Raw genomic sequence first — 18,296 nt, 5'->3', positions numbered from 1 at the left:
CACGTCTTCAGTCGCCCAGAGCCTCGACAAGTGCACTCATGTTGAATCGCATCAGGAAGTCGGCGTAACAACTCTGGAACAGGTCCTTCAGGTAATCCTCGACTCCGACCTCCTCTGGTTCTCCATCGCCCCGTCCGCGCTGCACCTGGTAGCCCCGGGATTTCATGATCATGTAGAGGAACAGCGTGTGGAAGTACACTGATGCGATGTATCGACGCTGAGCGACATCCAGCTGCTCCGGTGATGGTGAGGTTCCTAGACTGGTCCGGAACTCCATCCACACGGAACTATCCATGTTGATCAGGATCGCGTTCAGCGTGTCTCCCTCCGCCACGGGATGCATCACTGTGCCGAAGTCAACGTCCGCCCCCATCTCATTGGCTTGTTCCCACGACAGCCATCCGGGCTGAGTCGGCTCTCGCGCCAACAATTTGTAGTCTGGCAGGCCAAGGGATCTCGCTTCATCCTGAGGCTTGGGCTGCTTCTTCGGCGGCCGTTCCGGATCGCGGATCTTCACCCAAAACGCCTCTTCGAGGTCTCCACCCGGACTTGTCAGTGTCGCCCTCACCTTGACCGACTCACCAACCGGCGTCTGTTCGGTAGGCGACATGTGCACTTTGATCGTTCCGTCGCTCGGACTGGACTTGCGAACGTTCAAGACTGTCGACAACGCGCGGCCCTTGCCCTGGCCTGTCCCGCCATCGGATTCGTTCTCCGCCTGATCGAGCAACGCGATCTGCAGTTCGCCCGGGTCATGCACTCGATCGAAGTACATGTTCTCCACGTCGGTGGAGAACAGGATCGTGCGTTCAGCGCCTTTGGGAATGTTGATCGCTGGCGTCTCTCCGTTGTTGCTCGCCTGAAGCTTGAAGAAGGTCGGGAACCGCTTGGGCTCGAACCTGTCATTCTGTTCCTGAGCCTGCTTCTTCGGCTTGCGCCTCTTCTCGTCGTCCTTCTTGGCCCGCGGATCGGCGCGATTGAGCTTGAAGACCTGGTCGAGCAGGTGGGTCATCGCCGAATCGAGCGGCAGGTTCTCCGCAAACGATCGGACGAGGTCATCCGCTTGCGAGCTGTCGAGGTCTAGCAGTTCCTTGCGCCGCTTGTTGATGTCGGCGAGCTTGCTCTGCCGGAGCATCGAGCCTAACTCATCGCGGAGCCGATGCAGCTCGCCTCCGCTCTTGAGCCGGTCGCGCGACGCCATTGTCAACTCGTTGCGGAACTCCGGAACGAGGCCGGTGCAATCGACATGGATGAGCAGGTAGTTCTTGAGTAGGTTCATCTTCAGGGTGCGCGTGATGAACTCCGATGTAAAGTGCCCATGGACCTGGCCGTTCACGGAGAACAGTACGGACATGCCGTTCTTGAAGAACTCCCTGGTGATGCTCTCCCTCGTCTCCTTCGCGCTCTTGCCGGCGACTCGAGCGCGAAACACGTAGCAGGTCACTCTGAGTGCGCCGATGTCATCGACGGATTCGATGGAGAAATGGTCCTCGACGTAGGAGCTGTCCTCCTGCTCGAGGCGTCGCTTCAAGCCATATAGGTGCCGTTCAAGCTGCGCATGTGGATATCGCGATGCACGTTCAATCGTGTAGATAGGCAGCGCCGGCTCAAACAGGTACTCGTTGACACTCTGATTCAGGTCGCGAGCAATCTCGGAGATTCCCGTCGGCAACTGGTATGAATACAACTTGATCACGGTGCCCGTTGTGAAGGAGCGCTTGTGCAGCCCGAGGTCGACCTCGTCGATCGCGAAGGCCGGAATCGCGCCGTCAACGACCAGGTATTCGTACCAGGTGCTCTTGTACCTCTCGCGCTCCTCGTCGGTCAGCGGGTGCTTGCGGACAAGCGTGAAGCCAAAGGGGCCGCTCCGATCGTAGCGACGAGAGCCGATGAGTTGATAGCGCTTGCGGCCGCAGAAGGCGATGGCGCCGCTTCCTCCCATGTTGTACTTGCCCTGAACGAAGTGGATGTCGTTCTTGTTGCCTCTTAGCAACGAGAGGAATGTACTTTCGAAGTCGTTCGGATGTTGACCCTCGCCATCGTCATAGATGATCAGCGACGTGTCACGTCTGGGCCCGTCGGCGAGGATCTGGACTCGCTGGGCCTGCTGGCGGCGTTCGTTCCCCGCATAGTCCCACAGCGTATGGTCGGGAAAGAACTGCTTGACCGCCTGCTGCATGCTGCGTGGAGCGTGAGGCGACTTCGGCTCGATGTGCTCTTCCTGACAACGGCGCATCAGGATCGCGTCAATAGAGTTGGTTAGTTTCTCGATCAACGAGGCGATCGGAGATGATTGCTGGTTCTCAACCACCCCGAAGTTGTTGTCGATGCCGCCCAGCGACCGCCAACTGTCAGGGCTGACGAACAGTGCAGCGTGCTTTTCGATGACGGCATCGACGGCGGATTCAGTGCCCGCTGTGTATAGCTCCTGAAACAATGCCTGAAGTTGATGCTCAGTCTGTGACATCGGTCGGCTGTCCGCACTGATCCAACCATAAGGTGACCGGGGCGGCACTCCGAGAGGTGCCGCCCCGGCGGATTGCTTCACTGCTTCTTGCGCCAGTGCTGGATCAGATCGCGAAGTTCGAGGCCCCAGTTGGTGCGCAGACTATCGAAGACGCCCGGGTCCTCGTACTGACCCTCAGCGCGGGCGTAGCCGACCACCAAGAGGTCAATCCCGTTGCGGATGAGACGAGCCAATTCCTTCGTCTGTTCATCGCCGTCGTCCTTCTCCATGCTGATGAGCTTGGCGTAGACGTCCGTGTAGAAGGGGTGCCGCATATTCAGGCGGACGATGGCATTGGAGCCCAGGTGCTTGACCTCGATGAACTCGCTCCCGGGCCACGACTCCGGGAGGAGGGTGATCGGCTGGTGCTCGATCTTTGCCTTTGCCTGTGCCTTCTTCGCGGGGCGCTGCTCCTCGGGCACTTCCTTTGTGATCGACTCCGCCGCCTTGTCGATCTCCTTCTCGCGCTCCTCGGGCGTCGTGTTCTTGCCGGCCTTCGGCTTCCGTGCGGTACGCTGCGTCTCCGCGGCCACACGCTCGGCCTCGGCGTGAAGGCCCTCGTCTTGAAGGCGCTGCTTCTCTACCTCGTCGAAGTGCTGGCGGATCTCCTGCCGCAAAGTCCCGATCGACTTGTGGATGACGTCGCGGAGCTTGTCGCGCAGGCCCTCGATCGGCTCGGCACCCTTCTTGACGTTCCGGACATGGAAGCACTCGTCGAGTTCGGGCTCGAACCGAATCTCCTTGCCGATGAACCGATCGATCGGGCGGCCTTCCAGAGAAGGCTGCACGCCCGGGAGATAGCCGTTGAAGATCTCGCGCTCGGCCCGGAGGATCGACACGCCTTCATTCTCCGGGACGCGCCGTTCCTTGGCGAACTCATTGCCACCAGTACCACGATCCTGGCGGAACTCCTTCGGCAGAAGAGTGAGAGTCACCTCAACTGACGAGGTACGGGACGGGTCGCTGGGGACGGGGAATTCGATCGTCTCGCTCACCCGAACCACCGATACCGGGTCGGACTGACCGTCCTGGTGGAACCGGGTGGTCGTCATGAGGTAGAGCGGGTCGTGCGGGTACACGAGGTCGCCGTCGAACTCGATCACCCTTCCGCTGTCGAGGAACTTTCGGAACGTCCTCGCGATGTAGCGAACCATGTCCGTGCGGACCGTATCGGCGCGCCGGCCGCCGCCGGACTCGCTCTCTTCGATGCGATCGGGCTTGGACCACACGACCAGAGTGCCGTGGTCGCCGGGCAGATCGTCACACCCCTCCGGGAGTTCCGAACTGGCCTCGGGGGCGGGGATGTGCTGCATCTCGCCGGCTTCCACCTCATCGAGATCGATGTAAGTATGCAGCCACCGATCCGCTGCAGTCTGACGGCTCCACACGTCGATGCGCTTCGCCTGCGAGATTCCACCCATCTTGGCGCCGACGCCGAACCGCCCCATTCCTGTCCTGTCGTTGTAGCGCGTCGAGAAGCCGAGCTTCAAACAGTTGTGGAGCGTGTCGAAGTCCATGCCGTCGCCGTCGTCGCCCACGGCGATCCGCTCCACGACTTCGGTAGCCTTCTTGTTCTTGCCGATCTTCTTCTTCGTGGTGAAGACGCGGACGCGGACTGTGTTCGCGTTCGCCTGCAGGCTGTTGTCGACGACCTCGCCAACGGCGCTGCAATAGTCGTGTCCCGACGATCGGAGCGAGAGGAGGGCCTTGTCGGCCGCGATGAGCGGAACTGGGGAGGACGCGACACTGCTGCTCTGATTTGACACCATCGTTTGGGTCTCCTTGTCCCCGGCACTCTGGCCGGAGGGATGCCATGCCACACCTTCATCGTAGAGCCGGCGGAGCGGTGCGCGATGACAACCGCCAGCGTAACAACGCCTACTCATGGACTATTCAATTGTCGGATCGGAGCCCTTCGGCGAGAGGGCAACACAACCGGCTCGACCCGCCTTGCCCCGGCCGCCATGCGGTCAGCCGAGGACGAGGAACCGATCCAACTGCGACGATAGTCGTGTCCGATGGGGCTGTCAACCCCCCGGTGGGCGAGAGCGCTCAACGGTCATCGTCGAGTCCGCTCCTGCCGCCCCTCCCCCCGCCACAGGCTGGGACGGCGCCTGTGTCAGTCGGCTCGCATCAGCCCTCGGCCGTTTCTCCGAAACTTGGGGTTTCGCTGCCGGAGTGCCCGCTGCCCGTGGTCGTGGTGAGCGCGTTGCTGCTGCTCCCCGCGGTGAAGATGAACGAGTTCGACGACGAGGACGAGAAGCTCGACCCGCTGGACTTGCTGCCACTCGAACTGCCGCTGCTGCTGGAGCTGCTGCCCGACGTCTGGGTCAGGATCGACGGACCGAAGGTGTTGTGCGTCCACGCGCCATCGGCGAGGAAGGTGTTCGTGCCGGGCACACACAGCGCGACGGTTCGCACTCGACCGGCGATCCGCTCGATGGTGACGATCGGCTCCTCGGCAAGGCCGTCGCCTGTCGCCCCGGGTTGGTGGGTGATCAGGATGTCGCCGACGCGGAGCAGTTCCGCAGCGCAGAAGCCCCATGCCTCCTGGCCCTCGTGCTCGCGGCGGATCAGGAACGGGTGCTCGAACGTCGCCTTGATCCGGCCGTTGACGAGGAAGAAGCCGTCGTGCTCACCGAGCTGCACGCTGGCGAGGCGCGCGGGCTTGAGGCTCGCGCCTGCGAGACCCCAGGTCGACATCCACTCGTACTGGCGACCGAACGGCACGTCGGTCTTCAGGCCCGGAACGACGAGCGACGCGACGAGATCGCCCGGTGCGAGCATCTCGATCGGCACGCGCCGACCGTCGGACATCGTGACGAGCGTGCCGTAGAGCAGGCAGTTGGAAGACCCGCTCCCACCCGGCCCGGTCCCGCCCGGTCCCGTGCCCGCTTGTGGCTCGGCCTCGACGCGCGGTGCAGGTACCGCCAAGGCCATATCGACTCCCTCGACCGCCCGCTCAGTAATCCCTTCGCGCGAAGATCCAGCAGGCCAGGAAGAGGATCACCGCCTCGAACGCCAGGCTCGTGCCCACAACCCAGGTCGGCGTGAACTCGCGCTGCCACGACTCGATCGCACGCTCAAGGTCGCGCTGTTTCACGCGTCCACCGGCGAAGGGACTCGGCTGACTCGCTTCCGGCGACTCGGGAAGATCGGCCATCCTCACCAGCCGGAGCTGAAGCAGGTCGATCGTTGCAGCCGTCTTCGGCAGCGGCGTGACCGCCCAGAGCGAGAGGCCGCTCGCGCGCTCCCAGAAGGGCTGCCATGAGAGCGCTCGCTCAAGGTCGCTGTCCAGGCGCGACAGGTCGGCGCGGTCACCTCGATCGCGCACGCGCTCCTCCTTGATGCGCTCGATGGAGGCGATGTTGAGCTCGTTGGCAATCCTTCCCGTGTTGATGCCCGTGAAGGCGATCCAGAGAAGTCCGCAGATGGCCCAGAAGAGAATCGTGATGAGAAGACTGGCCACCGTGCTTCGGGTGAGCACGCCAATGAGTGCACAGAACGAATAGAGGTAGCTGTAGAAAAGGACCACCAGAGGAATGGCCAGGAAGAGCCACGGCTCCCAGACCCCGCCTCGCACACCAATGACAAAGAAGCTCGCTGCCGTGAAGATCGTCACCTGCAGCGTGCTGAAGAGAAGACCACCCACGAACTTGGTCATGAAGAGTCTGGCGCGGCTGATGGGCTTCGAGACCGCGAGGTCGATGGAGCCGCTCGCCACCAGGTCGGGAATGATGCCGGCGGTGGTGATGAGCGCGAGAATCGTGGCCACCCATGTGAGCCAGATGCCCACTCCGAGCGCCGCGAAGATCGACTTGTAGAAGATGTGAGGCGGAAGTACCGAGCTGTTCAGACCAGGAACCTCCACGGTCCAGACCAGCAGCACCAGCCCCTGATCGTTGATTCCGACGGCAGCCATCGCGGCCACCACAAGCCCCGAGAGCCCAAGCGCAATCCAGAAGAGGCGCCGGTGATTGAGCTCCCGGTAGGCATCGAGCAGAATGGCGAAGGTCTGCGTCATGGGCGGGAGGTCCTCGCTCCGGGTGACGCCCCGGGTGGTGGCGCGGGTGGTGGCGCGGGTGACGCCCCGGGTGACGCCCCGAGTGACGCCCCGGGTGGCGGCGCTGCCCCGGTGGTGGGATCGCTGACGGCGCGAACGAACATCTCTTCCAGCGAATCGCGCACTTCGCGCACGGCCGTGATGATGGCCCCGCGTTGCCGAAGTGCATCGATGATCGGCTGCACCTCCTCGGCGCTCCCCTGTGGAAGCGCGAGGCGCCTCAACTCTCCGATCACCTCGACCGCATGCGCCCGCTCGCCCTGCTCGAGCGAGGTGATCTCAAGGCGAGAAAAGTGAACCTCGTAGCGGCGCGACGCCGCGGTGAGCGACTCGATGGTGCCGTCACGCACCACGCGCCCCTGAAGCATGATGGCCACGCGATCGCAGACCATCTCAACTTCGCCCAGCAGGTGGCTGTTCAGGAACACCGTGCGCCCTTCGTCGCGCATGCGCTGAAGCAGCTCGCGGATCTCGCGGCGACCCACGGGGTCGACCCCGTCCGTGGGCTCGTCGAGGATCACGAACGCCGGATCGTTGACGAGCGCCATCGCGATGCCGGTGCGCTGCTGCATGCCCTTGCTGTAGGTGGTCGTCCGACGGTCAGCCCAGTCGCGCATGCCGACGACTTCAAGGAGCTCCGCGGCGCGGCGGCGGCGCAGGGACCTTGGCACCCTGGCCATGGCACCAAAGTGCTCCACGAGCTGGCGGCCCGTGAGGTACGGCGGAAACCGATGGTGCTCCGGCAGGTAGCCAACCCGCGCCAGCACGGACTTGCGGCCGATCGGCTCGCCCAGCAGGGCGCCCTCTACCCGCGTGGGATGGACCACCGTGGTCAGAATCTTGACGAGCGTGCTCTTCCCTGCGCCGTTGGGTCCCAGGAGGCCGAACACACTGCCGCGCGGGACCGCCAGGGCGACTTCCCGCAATGCGTGAACCCGACCCCGATAGGTCTTCGAAACCGAACGAAGGTCCAGAGCGAGCTCGCTCATGGCGTCGAATGCTAACCGCGGTGCCGCTTCATCGTGTGATGAAGAGCCGCGAGCTGCGGCCGATCAGAGCGCAGCGCCGTCGAGCGTCGCGCGCCCGTGTTGCCAGAGGACTCCATAGGATTCCAACCGTGCGCCCGAACCTGCGTGCTTTCCTGAATGAACTTGAGCAGCATGGGGAGCTTCTGCGCGTCCGCCAGCCGGTGTCGCCGCTGCTTGAAGCATCGGAGTGGTCGCAGCGCATGGCCTTGCGCAAGGCGCCGTCGGCGAGTCCGAGCGCCGCGAGCTTCGATCCGAGTCGCGCCGCGCTTGGCGGACAGGCGCTCCTGTTTGAGCAGGTCGAGGGGTGCGACTTCCCCCTCTGTATGAATGTCTTCGGGAGCTACCGGCGCATGGAGATGGCGCTGGGGGTGTCGAACCACGCGCGCGGACTCGAGGCGATCGCCGATCGAATCGCGGCGCTCGTGCAGCCGACTCCACCGCGCTCGCTCGGCGAGGTGATTGCCGCCGCGCGGCGCTTCCTTCCGCTGCTGCGCGTGCCACCGCGCAGGGTCCGGAGCGGCCGCTGCCAGCAGGTCGTCAAGCTCACTTCGCGCGGCGAAGTGGACCTGCGGCGCATTCCCATTATCAAGTGCTGGCCGCACGATGGCGACCCGCTCGCGATGGGCTACCCGATCGACGCCGAGCGCTCCGGCACGGCGGCGGGCCAGGGGCGCTTCATCACGCTGGCGGGCATGCACACGATCCATGCCGGCGACCGCGGTGCAGAGCGGCCGGCCAGCCACAACATCGGCATGTACCGCTCGCAGTTGCTCGACGCGACGCGGCTCGCGATGCACTGGCACATGCATCACGACGGAGCCTCGCACTGGCGGAGCTGGCGGGCATTGGGCGAGCGCATGCCGATCGCCATCTGCTTCGGCGGTGAGAGCGTGATGACCTACGGCGCCACCGCCCCGCTTCCACCCGGCATCAGCGAACTGCTCATGTGCGGATTCCTGAATGGGCGCGGCATTCCCATGGTGGCGGCCAGGACCGTGCCGCTGCGAGTGCCCGCCAACAGCGAACTCGTGATCGAGGGATGGGTCGATCCGCGCTGCGGTCTGCCAGGTTGGGAGCCCGAGAGCGGCGAACCGATCGGTGACGGTGCGGTCTTCGAAGGTCCCTTCGGCGATCACACCGGCTTCTACTCACTGCCTGATCGCTATCCGATTGTGGAGGTCACCGCCGTCACGCATGCGCGCGATGCCGTCATTCCCGCGACGGTCGTCGGCCCGCCACCGCAGGAGGACTACTACCTCGGCAAGGCGACCGAACGCATCTTCCTCCCCCTGCTTCGCACGATCATCCACGACATTCGCGACTACCACCTGCCGCTCTTCGGCTGCTTTCACAACTGCGCTTTCGTGCAGATTCGCAAGGCGTATCCGATGCAGGCGCGGCGCGTCATGCACTCGATCTGGGGCGCGGGCCAGATGGCGTGGACCAAGATGATCGTGGTTGTGAACGACGGTGTGAATGTGCACGACGAAGTGGCGGTGTGGCGCGAGGTCTTCACGCGCTGCCACTTCGGGCGCGATCTCGAGGGAGTTCATGGACCGCTCGACATTCTCGATCACGCCGCACCGTGGCTCGGTGCCGGGGGCAAGATCGGGTTCGATGCGACGGGCGCGGGCGCCTCTGAGGCCCTGCATGGCTTCGGTGCCGCGGCGCCGGTAGCGCCGTCGGCCACGCGCTGCGCCGAGGCGCGCAGCGTGCTGGAGGAAATCGGACGAGCGCGGTTGCGCGACGGACGCGGAGCGTCACAGGGCCACGCGGGTCCCGATGCTCCGCGCGATCACTCGGGTGCGGCGGCGCCGTTCGCCGGGGCCGTGGCAGGAGTGCTTCCCGAGGTTGGCATGGGGCGGCTGGCGGTCATCGCCGCAGATCGATCGACCGCCGAAGCGATCATTCACGCATGGTGGCAGTGGCTTGATGATCACGCTCCCGACGCACCCCACCTTGGTGACTTCGTGGTGGTGGTCGATGCCGACACCGATCTCACTTCGCTCGATGACATCTTCTTCGTGCTCGCCTCCAATGCCGACCCCGCGCGCGACCTCTATCGCCGCGGAGTCCGCGTGGCGTTTGATGCGACGCGGAAGTCGCCGGGCGCAGGCCGTCTTGGCTATCCCGTCCGACGCTATCCACCGCGACTGGCGATGGAGCCCGCAATCACGGCGCGCGTCGCGGCGCGCCTGGGTGGCACAGAGTCGTGAGCGCGGACGCCGACTCCCCGGACACGCCTTCCCCAGACAGTGCGCCCGGGACCGATGCGGCGCGCGGCGTGGACAGTGCGCCCGGGACCGATGCGGCGCGCGGCGTGAGCGATCCGCGCTGGACCGATGCGGCGCGCGGCGTGATCACGCCCGTGCCAGGCAGCGTGCCGCCCGCGCTCCTGTGGGGCTATCGAGTGCTCTTTGTCGCGGTCGTGGCGATCTACATCACCATCGTCTACGCCGCAGTTCGAGCGCTTCAGGGGAACTTCGGCGCGTCGCCGCTCTTCGTGCTGCTCGCCGTGGGTCCGGCCATCATCATGGGCGTCTTCCTGCTCCCGCTGGTGCCGCTCTCGGAATTGCCTGAGAACTGGGTGCAGCAGCAGTTGCCGGCGGCGCGCCTTCGGCGCGGTTGCTGTCCCTCCTGTGGGTATCGGATCAATCCTGCCACGCGGCGCGAGGGAGCGCGCTGGCGCTGTCCGGAGTGCGGAGGTGAAGAGCGCGTGCCGCCGCTTGTTGAACCCTCGTGGTCGGCGCTGCGACGCTTCCTCCAGATGGCGGTGGTCGGATACCTGGCTGGAATCATCGTGGGTGAGGCGCTCGTGCAGATCGATGAGTGGCGCTTCCGCGCCGAGGTTCGGACGATTCGAAGTCGTGCACCCACGACGGGACCTGACGGCGGCCTGAGCGTGCCCGCCCTCGCGCGGGCTCGCCAGTGGCCCGGCTCCTTCGCCACGCTGCATTGGAGCGCCGAAGGCGGCTTCGAGTCCGAAGCGCCGGGGCTGGGGTCTGCGCGCCTCCGCTCTCGCCGCGATTCCGCGCCCCCGGGTGCTACCATCTCCGTCCCATGACGCTTCGTCACGCGCCACCCGTCCTCGACCACCCGACGCTGCCGCTCCTTAAGAAGGCGTTTGCTGAGGTCAAGTTTCTGGCCGCCGAGTTCCGCGGTCAGACGACGGTCATCGTTCCCCGCGATCGACTCCATGATGTGGCCCGCTTCCTGCGCGACGATCCGAGCTGCGACTACAACTTCCTTTCAGACATCGTGGGCGTCGACTACTTGAACTACCCGGCGCCGCAGCCGGCTCGCTTCGGGGTCATCTACCTGCTGACGAGTCATGCCTTTGATCGACGCCTTCGCCTCAAGGTGTGTCTCGACCCAACGAAGGAGACGCTCGGCATCGAGGTTGATCCGGGGTTGATGGTGGACACCGTGACCGACCTCTGGCCCGGCGCCGAGTGGATGGAGCGCGAGGTCTACGACATGTTCGGCGTCCGCTTCCACAATCATCCTGACCTGCGACGCATCCTGATGTGGAAGGACTATCCGGCGCACCCGCTTCGCAAGGACTACCCGCTGCGAGGTCACGGCGAGCGCGAACACTTCCAGCAGTTGGCGCGCGACTCGGCATGATGGCGGCCGGGGTCCAACGACCTGCCGCGATCTGGCGCGGCACAACATCCTCGGAGGGTTGACGGTGGCGAAGGTCCTCGTTCTTGGCGCTGGGATGGTCGGTTCGGTGATCGCGGCCGACCTCGCGGCCGCGCGCGGCATGCGCGTGACGGTGGTTGACCGGAGCGCGGCGGCGTTGGCACGGGCCCGAGAGCGAGCCGCGCGCGTCGGGGGCCTGCCGCCGCAGATGATCGAGGACGATGCATCCGATCGCCTGGTGGTCGGGCGCCTCGCGGCGGAGCATGACCTGGTGATCGGCGCGCTGCCGAGCCGCTTCGGCTTCGAGACGCTGCGCGCGGTCATCGAGGCTGGCCGCTCCTGCGTGGACATCTCCTTCATGCCGGAGGACTTCCTCGAGCTTCATCGTGTCGCGAAGCGGCGCGGCGTCACCGCGGTGCCCGACTGCGGAGTCGCCCCCGGCATGAGCAACATGCTCGCAGGGTGGGGTGCGGCGCAGCTCACCCGGCCCACGCGGATCCGCATCATGGTGGGCGGTCTGCCGCGCGAGCGTCACTGGCCCTTTGAGTACAAGGCGGCCTTCAGTCCGCACGATGTCATCGAGGAGTACACGCGCCCGTCGCGCATCGTGCGCGGAGGTCGCGTGGAGGTGCGCGAAGCGCTCTCCGAACCCGAGCTCGTGACGCTGCCCGGCGCAGGCACGCTCGAGGCCTTCCTGACCGATGGTCTTCGCAGTCTGGTGAAGACACTCCGCGTGCCCGACATGGAGGAGAAGACGCTTCGATACCCCGGGCACATCGAGCTCATGCGGGTCATGCGGGCGGTCGGTCTCTTCTCCGAGGAGGAAGTGGAGATCGGCTCGGCGCGCCTGAAGCCGCGCGATCTGGTGGCGGCGCTCATGTTCCCCAAGTGGACCTATGAACCCGGCGAGCACGACCTGACCGTGATGCGCGTCGAAGTCGAGGGACATCGGGGCGGCACTCCGACGCGCCTCGTCTGGGACCTCTTTGATGGCTTCGACCCGACGACCGGCTTCACGAGCATGGCGAGAACCACTGGATTTCCCGCGACTTCCATGGCGCGGCTGATTCTTGCGGGTCGCGTGCGCGAGCGCGGCGTACTCGCACCTGAGCAGGCGGCACTGGGGCGCGGCGTGCTCGCGGCCATCCTCCGTGACATGGCCGAGCGCGGCGTGCGCTACATGGCCCGTGCGGAGCAGATGGGCGTGCGCCAGGGGCGCGAGCCCGCAAGGCGGAAGGCGTCGTCGAGGTCGGCGTCGAAGACTTCGGCCAAGACCGCACGCAAAGCGGCCTCACGAGTCTCGACAAAGTCCTCGTCGAAGTCTCTGCAAAGTGCACCACGGGGGTCGGCGTCGAAGGTGTCGTCGAAACCATCGCCCGCGACTTCGCCCAACGCAGCGTCACGAGTGACATCGAAGGCGTCATCGAATTCTTCGGCCAAGGCGCGACCTTCGCCGCGACGCGGTGCCGTGCGCAGCGCGCGCTCTTCAACGAGTTGACCCCAGCCCATGCCTGACGACCTGCGAGTCATCGAAGCGGACCTCGATCGCCCCGAGCACTGCGCGGCGGTCACGGAGATGCTCGCCGCGTATGCGCTCGAACCGATGGGCAACAGCGGTCCCCTCCCCGATGGTGTGCTCGAGCGCCTCATTCCCGGGCTTCGCGCGCTGCCGACGAGTGTCGTCTTTCTCGCCTTCGACGGCGCTCGGCCGGTGGGTTTCGCGACCTGCTTCATCGGCTTCTCGACCTTTGCGGGCAAGCCGCTCATCAACATTCACGATCTCGCCGTGATTCCAAGCCATCGCGGGCGCGGATTGTCGCGGGCGCTGCTCGATGCCGTCATCGCGAAGGCTCGGTCGCTTGACTGCGCGAGGGTGACGCTCGAGGTGCTCGAAGGCAACACGCGCGCGAGGGCGGTCTATCACGCTGCGGGCTTCACGCATGGCAAGTCCGGCGATCCTGCAGGCGGGCCGCTCTTCTACACGAAGCATCTTTGATTCATTTCGCCGAGCTGCGGGCCGGTGGCCGCAAGGTGCCTTGGCCACCTGCACGGCTCACCGTGGCGTGATGCATCAGCACGCTTCGGAAGAGCGCAGCGCACAGCATCCCTCTGCATGTCCGCGGGATCTCAGATCTGCACATCCGCGCTCGGCTCGATCAACTCGCGTTTCCGACCGTTGAAGGACTCATAGAGTTGGCGATGCCGGGAGAGGCCATACTCGTCCGCGCGGGCTTCATAGGAGCGAACCCACTCGATCAGCGCTTCAAGGTGCTGCTCCTGTTCCGCAGCGGTTCGGAACTTCTCCGGCTCCCATGGCCTTGAACGGCAGTGGGCAACGCATCGATCGACTCCCGGGTTCAGAAAGATGAGTTCGTCGCAAGACTCGAGAATCGGTTCGATGATGTCCGCGTAGCAACCTTCGATGACCCAGTGCTCGTGATTGGCGATCCAGCGCTTGACTTCGTCGATGCTCTCCCGAAGCGGGCGCCTCTCCGCTCCACTTCGGAACGCCACTTCGTCCAAGGAAAGCCTCGCCGCGCGCCGGCCGGCGGCCAGCCGTGCTGCGAGAGTGCTCTTCCCCGCTCCAGCGTTTCCAAGGATGACAACCTTCATGGCGTTCCTATCTCGCCCTTGCACGATGGTGCCCGGCCCTAGCCATGTCGATTCGTGGGCTCAGCCCGACCGCCGAAGCACGGAGATCGAGTCTACGCATGGCCGTCTCGCAGCGCGACCGTGTGAGACCTACCCTTGAGTGCGCCGTCCTCGGACATGGTCGATGAACGAGCGTCACCCAGCCGATTCCAACCAAGCCCGCGCTCAGCCTGCTGAGCGCGCGGCCCGTGCGGCGCCTGCCGAGGAGTCTTCTTCGGCGCCTCTCCTGCTCTATGACGGAGGGTGCGCACTCTGCCACCGAGCCGTTCGATTCGTCGTGCGGCGCGATCGGCGGCACACCTTCCGCTTCGCGTCGCTTCACTCTCGTGCGGCGGCAATCGCTATCGCAGCCGCAGGGCTCCGCGACCCCCTGCCGGAGAGCATGGTCTTGGTGACGGGCGGCCAGGCGCTGGTCCGCTCCGATGCGCTCTTCGCCATCCTCCGCGAGCTCGGCGCGCCTTGGTCCATGCTCTCGATTCTGCGAGTCCTTCCCCGGGCGCTCCGCGACTGGGCCTACGACCTCGTGGCGCGAAGGCGCCAGCGATGGTTCGGCGCCGCCGATCACTGCGCACTGCCGGCACCGGAGCTCCGCGCGCGCTTTCTCGACGCAGATGAAGTCGAGGGCGCGACTCTTGAGCGCACCGTCAGGTGATCGCCTGAGTCTGCCTAAGAGCGCACCATCGGCTGAACGCATGAGCGTGCGTTCGGGCCCACCCTTCAGTGATTGCCCTGACGCGCCCCGGAGCGCACATTCGACCAGGTGGCTGTGCACGGAGGCTCATCCAGCAATCGCTTCAGCCGTACTTGGTGACATCTCCAACCCAACGAGACTCTGGCCGGAATGTGATCGGGTCATTTCCTGTGACCTTGGCACTGATCATCACGATGTCGCGAAGGGCCTCGGCCTCAAGCTCGGCGGAGCGCGGTCGTCCCTTGGCCACAAGCAACTGAACGATGACTCTCTGAAGGTCTCCGACAGTCTCACACTTCGACGCCACTTCACCCGGCACGGTGATGCCGAAGTGGTCTTCCACATGCAAGAGGATTTCGACCGTCTCAAGACCCATGCTCGATGATATTCGAGCGAAGGTGTTCGTGGAGGCATGCGTTGTCGGCCTCGTCCTCAAGAATGAACAGGGTTCTGCGGACGAGGCTCACTACGCATTCCATCGGGGCTCAGCTTGAGCGAGGGGTGAGAACGCCTGCAGTTGACTTTGGCCAGAGGATGCGCGTCGCACGCGTGACTTCGCGCAAGGTGCCCCATCGTGATTCGCCGTTCCTGGCCCGAATGGTTCGAATGGGAACTCGAGCTCACGCCGCACCTCCTGCGGCGGATGCGAGATGGCAGCTTCACGGAACTAGATCTGCGAAGGATGCTCGCGGATGCCACAAACTCCCGCCGCGACGATGTCCCGGGCCGATTTGCCGTCGAGACCCATCACGCCCGTGCCGCTGGGGAGATCATCATCGAGCCGGATCCTGAGGATGGAAACCTCATCGACATCACTGCGTACCGAGCCGACTGACCATGCGGCAATCGTACTTCGAGATCACCTTTCGCCAGGGCCGGCCTCTGGCCGCGTACTTCTACTTGCCGCGCCGCAATTCCGATCGCAGCGTGCGGACCAGGACTGTTGGCCCAGGGCTGATCGTCGATTTCAATCGCTCCGGGAAGCCCATCGGCGTCGAGATCACCAGCCCGCAACTCGTGAGTTTCACTGCGTTCAACCGTGTACTTCGCAGTCTGCGTGTGCCGCCGGTCAAGCGAGCCAGGTTTGCACCCCTTCGCGCCGCGTGATTGCGAGCCGACGGCTTTCTAGCAACATGCTTCAGCAGCCAATGGCCTCGACAATGACCGGCAAGCTGACGACGCCTCCAAGGCAGCCGTGGGTAGCCTGCTCGCGTTCGCTCACCCTGCGGCCTCTTGGCGACGCGGCCCGGGGACCTTTGCGGCTGAGCATCGTCGTCAGGCCGTACTCGGACGGAAGCTCACCGGTACAGGAAGAACTCGCAGAGTTGCTTCGATGATCGCCCGCTCTTCGGCATCCTCAAGCGCGGCGGTCAGTCGTGTGGCTTCGTTGTAGTGTCGCGCGTGATCTTCAGCGTTGCCGCTTGCTGATGCGACATTCGCTGCGACGGCATGCGCCAAGGCTGTCTCCCATGGCTTGGCGGACTCCCCCATGAAGAGTGGCAAGCACCTTCCCAAGTAGTGTCCAGCAGCGCTGGGTTGCTTCAGGATGGCGCATGTGTGTGCGAGTAACTGTGCCGCATGCGCCTGCGTGTTCGCATCGCCAACGATGCGCCAAAGGTACATTGCTCCGTGCGCCGCGTTGAGCATCTCTTCGTCTTCGGCTGCGGTCCGAGTCGTTTGCTCTGAGAGCGTCCACGCGCGGTTGTTCGCTTGACTCGCCAGACGCCGTTGCCAACATGCCACTTCTTCGGGGGATGGTTTCTCGGTCACGAGGAGTTCCTTGGTCTGGACTGTTCGGCCAAACAATGTTGCTCAGCGGCGAAGGCAACGGGCCGCGCCGCCAGGAAGCGGCGGTCTCTACGAACGCGAGACTAACCACCGCTGCCAGTGAAGCGTGTCCCGCTCGCCGGCCGTCGACAAGGCCCTTGGCGGCTGAAGGAATCGGCTGGATCGGTACTGACGCCGTCGCAGAACGCGCCTGATGACTCACTCGCGGAGAGCGCCGCTCCGATCGGCGCACACTCGACAGCCTGGCGCGAGCCCGCGTCAGCCATCAATCATGTGCCACAGAAGGTGCGGTAGGGCCCGCAGTCGGGCGGCGGCGGTTCGGCCAGCCGGGGGTCTCGCGGCGGTCGGAGCATCGGTGTTCGCAGCGCGTCAACGAGCGCATGCAGTGGAGCGAGGTCGCCGCTGAGCTCGACGGCGGAGAGCACTTCCTCCACACGATGATTCCGCGGAATCACTGAGGGGTTGACCGATTGCATTCGCGCCACGCGGGCCGCATCGCTCACTCCTTCACGCTCGAGGCGACTGCGCCACTTGAGGCGCCACTCGCGCGGCGGACCTGCGGACAGCGCTGCCACATTCGCTGATGACGAACTCCCGGCGCCTTCGAGCGCACCCGGCTCGCCGAGCGCACCAGGCTGTGCGAGCGCACTGAAGGTCGAGGTGAAGTCCGCCTCAGCGCTTTCCATCCATGTGAGCAGCTCGCGCACAAGCTCAAGGTCGTCGGCCTCCGCGCGCTCGAGGCCGAGCTTCGCGCGCATGCCGTTCAGCCAGAGCTCACTGAAACTCGGCGCGAACGACTCAAGGCACTCGGTCGCTCGTTCAATCGCCTTTGGTCGATCGGTGTCAATCAGCGACAGGAGCGTCTCCGCGAAGCGCGTCAGGTTCCACAACGCCACGCGAGGCTGCTGCCCATAGGCGTAGCGACCTCCCGAGTCGATCGAGCTGAAGACCGTGTCACGGTGATAGGTGTCCATGAAGGCGCACGGTCCATAGTCGATCGTTTCGCCGGAGATGGTCATGTTGTCGGTGTTCATCACGCCGTGCACGAACCCGACGAGCTGCCACTTCGCGACCAGCGACGCCTGCCGGAGCATGACCGCGCGGAGGAATGCAAGCGTGCGCACAGCTTCCGATGGCTCTGCGAGAAGCTCGGGTTCATGCCGTTCAATCGCGTAGCTGACGAACTGTCTCAGCATCTCCTCCTGCCTGAGCGCCGCGACAAATTCGAAAGTGCCCACACGCAGGTGGCTGGATGCCACGCGCAGCAGCATCGCCCCCGGCCGAAGCGACTCGCGCTGCACCGCCTCACCGGTTGTCACCACGGCCAGTACGCGGGTGGTTGGAACACCGAGGGCGTGCATCGCCTCACCCATGATGTACTCGCGCAGCATGGGTCCAAGCACCGCGCGACCATCGCCTGCGCGGGAGAAGGCCGTTCGTCCGGAGCCCTTGAAGTGAAGGTCAACGCGCCGCCCGTCGGGAGCGATGTGTTCACCAAGCAGAATCGCGCGACCATCACCGAGCATGGTGAAGTGACCGAACTGATGGCCCGCATACGCCTGCGCGATCGGCTCTGCACCGGGCGGTAGCGCCTGACCGGCGAAGAGCGCTGCGAGCTCCGACTCGCGCGCGCCTCGGAAGTCGAGTCCCAGTTCCGAGGCAAGCGCATGGTTCACGGCCACCACGCGAGGCTCCGGCATGGCGCTCGGCCGAACGCGCTCGAAGAAGCACTCCGGCAGACGCGCATAGGAGTGATCGAAGCGCCAGCCCCCGACGGACGGTGCGGCTTGAGTTGGCGGTACGGCGGTCACAGGCAGGGAGCGCGGGGAGGCCGAAGAGGGTCCTGCGCCGGAGGCGCCAGATCGAGGCCAACCGGAACGACAATAGCCGCCCGGACGCGGCTCGAGATCGGCCCTTGACATC

17 protein-coding genes are annotated in these 18,296 nt (G+C 65.0%); 8 read left to right on the top strand and 9 right to left on the bottom strand.

The features are described 5' to 3' along the window. Positions 1 to 7: 7 nt before the first annotated feature. The 5 genes from KF724_01015 to KF724_00995 all read right to left on the bottom strand — a co-directional run bounded on the left by KF724_01015 (position 8) and on the right by KF724_00995 (position 7,558). On the bottom strand, positions 8 to 2,467 hold the full coding sequence (locus KF724_01015; protein MBX3354262.1) for a hypothetical protein: 2,460 nt from the start codon (positions 2,465 to 2,467) through the stop codon (positions 8 to 10). 77 nt (positions 2,468 to 2,544) lie between these two features. Continuing rightward, complete coding sequence (locus KF724_01010) at positions 2,545 to 4,275, bottom strand: ATP-binding protein (protein ID MBX3354261.1); 1,731 nt, start codon at positions 4,273 to 4,275, stop codon at positions 2,545 to 2,547. 364 nt (positions 4,276 to 4,639) lie between these two features. Continuing rightward, positions 4,640 to 5,446 (bottom strand): hypothetical protein, encoded by an 807-nt coding sequence (locus KF724_01005; protein ID MBX3354260.1) that lies wholly within the window; start codon positions 5,444 to 5,446, stop codon positions 4,640 to 4,642. 22 nt (positions 5,447 to 5,468) lie between these two features. Continuing rightward, a complete protein-coding gene (locus KF724_01000; GenBank protein ID MBX3354259.1) occupies positions 5,469 to 6,530 on the bottom strand; it encodes an ABC transporter permease subunit in 1,062 nt (353 codons plus the stop codon). Then, positions 6,527 to 7,558: an ABC transporter ATP-binding protein gene (locus KF724_00995; protein ID MBX3354258.1), complete on the bottom strand. Its 1,032-nt coding sequence runs from the start codon at positions 7,556 to 7,558 to the stop codon at positions 6,527 to 6,529. Before KF724_00995 ends, KF724_01000 begins: the two co-directional genes overlap by 4 nt. 128 nt (positions 7,559 to 7,686) lie before the next feature. Here KF724_00995 and KF724_00990 point away from each other — a divergent pair, with 128 nt between their 5' ends. From KF724_00990 to KF724_00970, 5 genes are all read left to right on the top strand, one after another. After that, positions 7,687 to 9,813, top strand: coding sequence for a UbiD family decarboxylase (locus tag KF724_00990; GenBank protein MBX3354257.1), 2,127 nt, complete (start codon positions 7,687 to 7,689; stop codon positions 9,811 to 9,813). 68 nt (positions 9,814 to 9,881) lie between these two features. After that, positions 9,882 to 10,661 carry a hypothetical protein gene (locus KF724_00985; GenBank protein ID MBX3354256.1) on the top strand — a complete coding sequence of 260 codons (780 nt, stop codon included), beginning with the start codon at positions 9,882 to 9,884 and terminating at the stop codon, positions 10,659 to 10,661. After that, positions 10,658 to 11,224 (top strand): NADH-quinone oxidoreductase subunit C, encoded by a 567-nt coding sequence (locus KF724_00980; GenBank protein MBX3354255.1) that lies wholly within the window; start codon positions 10,658 to 10,660, stop codon positions 11,222 to 11,224. The genes KF724_00985 and KF724_00980 overlap by 4 nt, the downstream gene beginning before the upstream one ends. 64 nt (positions 11,225 to 11,288) lie before the next feature. Further along, positions 11,289 to 12,740 carry a saccharopine dehydrogenase NADP-binding domain-containing protein gene (locus KF724_00975; GenBank protein ID MBX3354254.1) on the top strand — a complete coding sequence of 484 codons (1,452 nt, stop codon included), beginning with the start codon at positions 11,289 to 11,291 and terminating at the stop codon, positions 12,738 to 12,740. A 9-nt stretch (positions 12,741 to 12,749) separates the two neighbouring features. Continuing rightward, positions 12,750 to 13,238 carry a GNAT family N-acetyltransferase gene (locus KF724_00970; protein MBX3354253.1) on the top strand — a complete coding sequence of 163 codons (489 nt, stop codon included), beginning with the start codon at positions 12,750 to 12,752 and terminating at the stop codon, positions 13,236 to 13,238. A gap of 131 nt (positions 13,239 to 13,369) precedes the next feature. Here KF724_00970 and KF724_00965 read toward each other — a convergent pair whose 3' ends face one another. Next, complete coding sequence (locus KF724_00965) at positions 13,370 to 13,855, bottom strand: hypothetical protein (protein ID MBX3354252.1); 486 nt, start codon at positions 13,853 to 13,855, stop codon at positions 13,370 to 13,372. A gap of 163 nt (positions 13,856 to 14,018) precedes the next feature. Between KF724_00965 and KF724_00960 the strand changes: the two genes are divergently transcribed. Beyond that, positions 14,019 to 14,546 (top strand): DUF393 domain-containing protein, encoded by a 528-nt coding sequence (locus KF724_00960; protein MBX3354251.1) that lies wholly within the window; start codon positions 14,019 to 14,021, stop codon positions 14,544 to 14,546. 142 nt (positions 14,547 to 14,688) lie between these two features. Here the strand turns inward: KF724_00960 and KF724_00955 are convergent, their stop codons facing one another. Continuing rightward, positions 14,689 to 14,961: a hypothetical protein gene (locus KF724_00955; GenBank protein ID MBX3354250.1), complete on the bottom strand. Its 273-nt coding sequence runs from the start codon at positions 14,959 to 14,961 to the stop codon at positions 14,689 to 14,691. A 198-nt stretch (positions 14,962 to 15,159) separates the two neighbouring features. Here KF724_00955 and KF724_00950 point away from each other — a divergent pair, with 198 nt between their 5' ends. Together KF724_00950 and KF724_00945 are read left to right on the top strand one after the other, a co-directional pair. Beyond that, the gene (locus KF724_00950) at positions 15,160 to 15,420 is read left to right on the top strand and encodes a hypothetical protein (GenBank protein ID MBX3354249.1); all 261 of its coding nucleotides are present in this window, start codon (positions 15,160 to 15,162) and stop codon (positions 15,418 to 15,420) included. Between the two features lie 2 nt (positions 15,421 to 15,422). Continuing rightward, positions 15,423 to 15,692, top strand: a complete 270-nt coding sequence (locus KF724_00945) for a DUF2283 domain-containing protein (GenBank protein MBX3354248.1) — start codon at positions 15,423 to 15,425, stop codon at positions 15,690 to 15,692. 168 nt (positions 15,693 to 15,860) lie between these two features. Here KF724_00945 and KF724_00940 read toward each other — a convergent pair whose 3' ends face one another. Together KF724_00940 and KF724_00935 are read right to left on the bottom strand one after the other, a co-directional pair. Then, positions 15,861 to 16,043: a hypothetical protein gene (locus KF724_00940; GenBank protein MBX3354247.1), complete on the bottom strand. Its 183-nt coding sequence runs from the start codon at positions 16,041 to 16,043 to the stop codon at positions 15,861 to 15,863. A 599-nt stretch (positions 16,044 to 16,642) separates the two neighbouring features. Beyond that, positions 16,643 to 18,184 (bottom strand): YdiU family protein, encoded by a 1,542-nt coding sequence (locus KF724_00935; GenBank protein ID MBX3354246.1) that lies wholly within the window; start codon positions 18,182 to 18,184, stop codon positions 16,643 to 16,645. Positions 18,185 to 18,296 lie beyond the last annotated feature (112 nt).

This window comes from Phycisphaeraceae bacterium (assembly GCA_019636735.1).
GTDB lineage: Bacteria > Planctomycetota > Phycisphaerae > Phycisphaerales > SM1A02 > VGXK01.
This window is presented reverse-complemented; position numbering and strand designations above follow the sequence as displayed.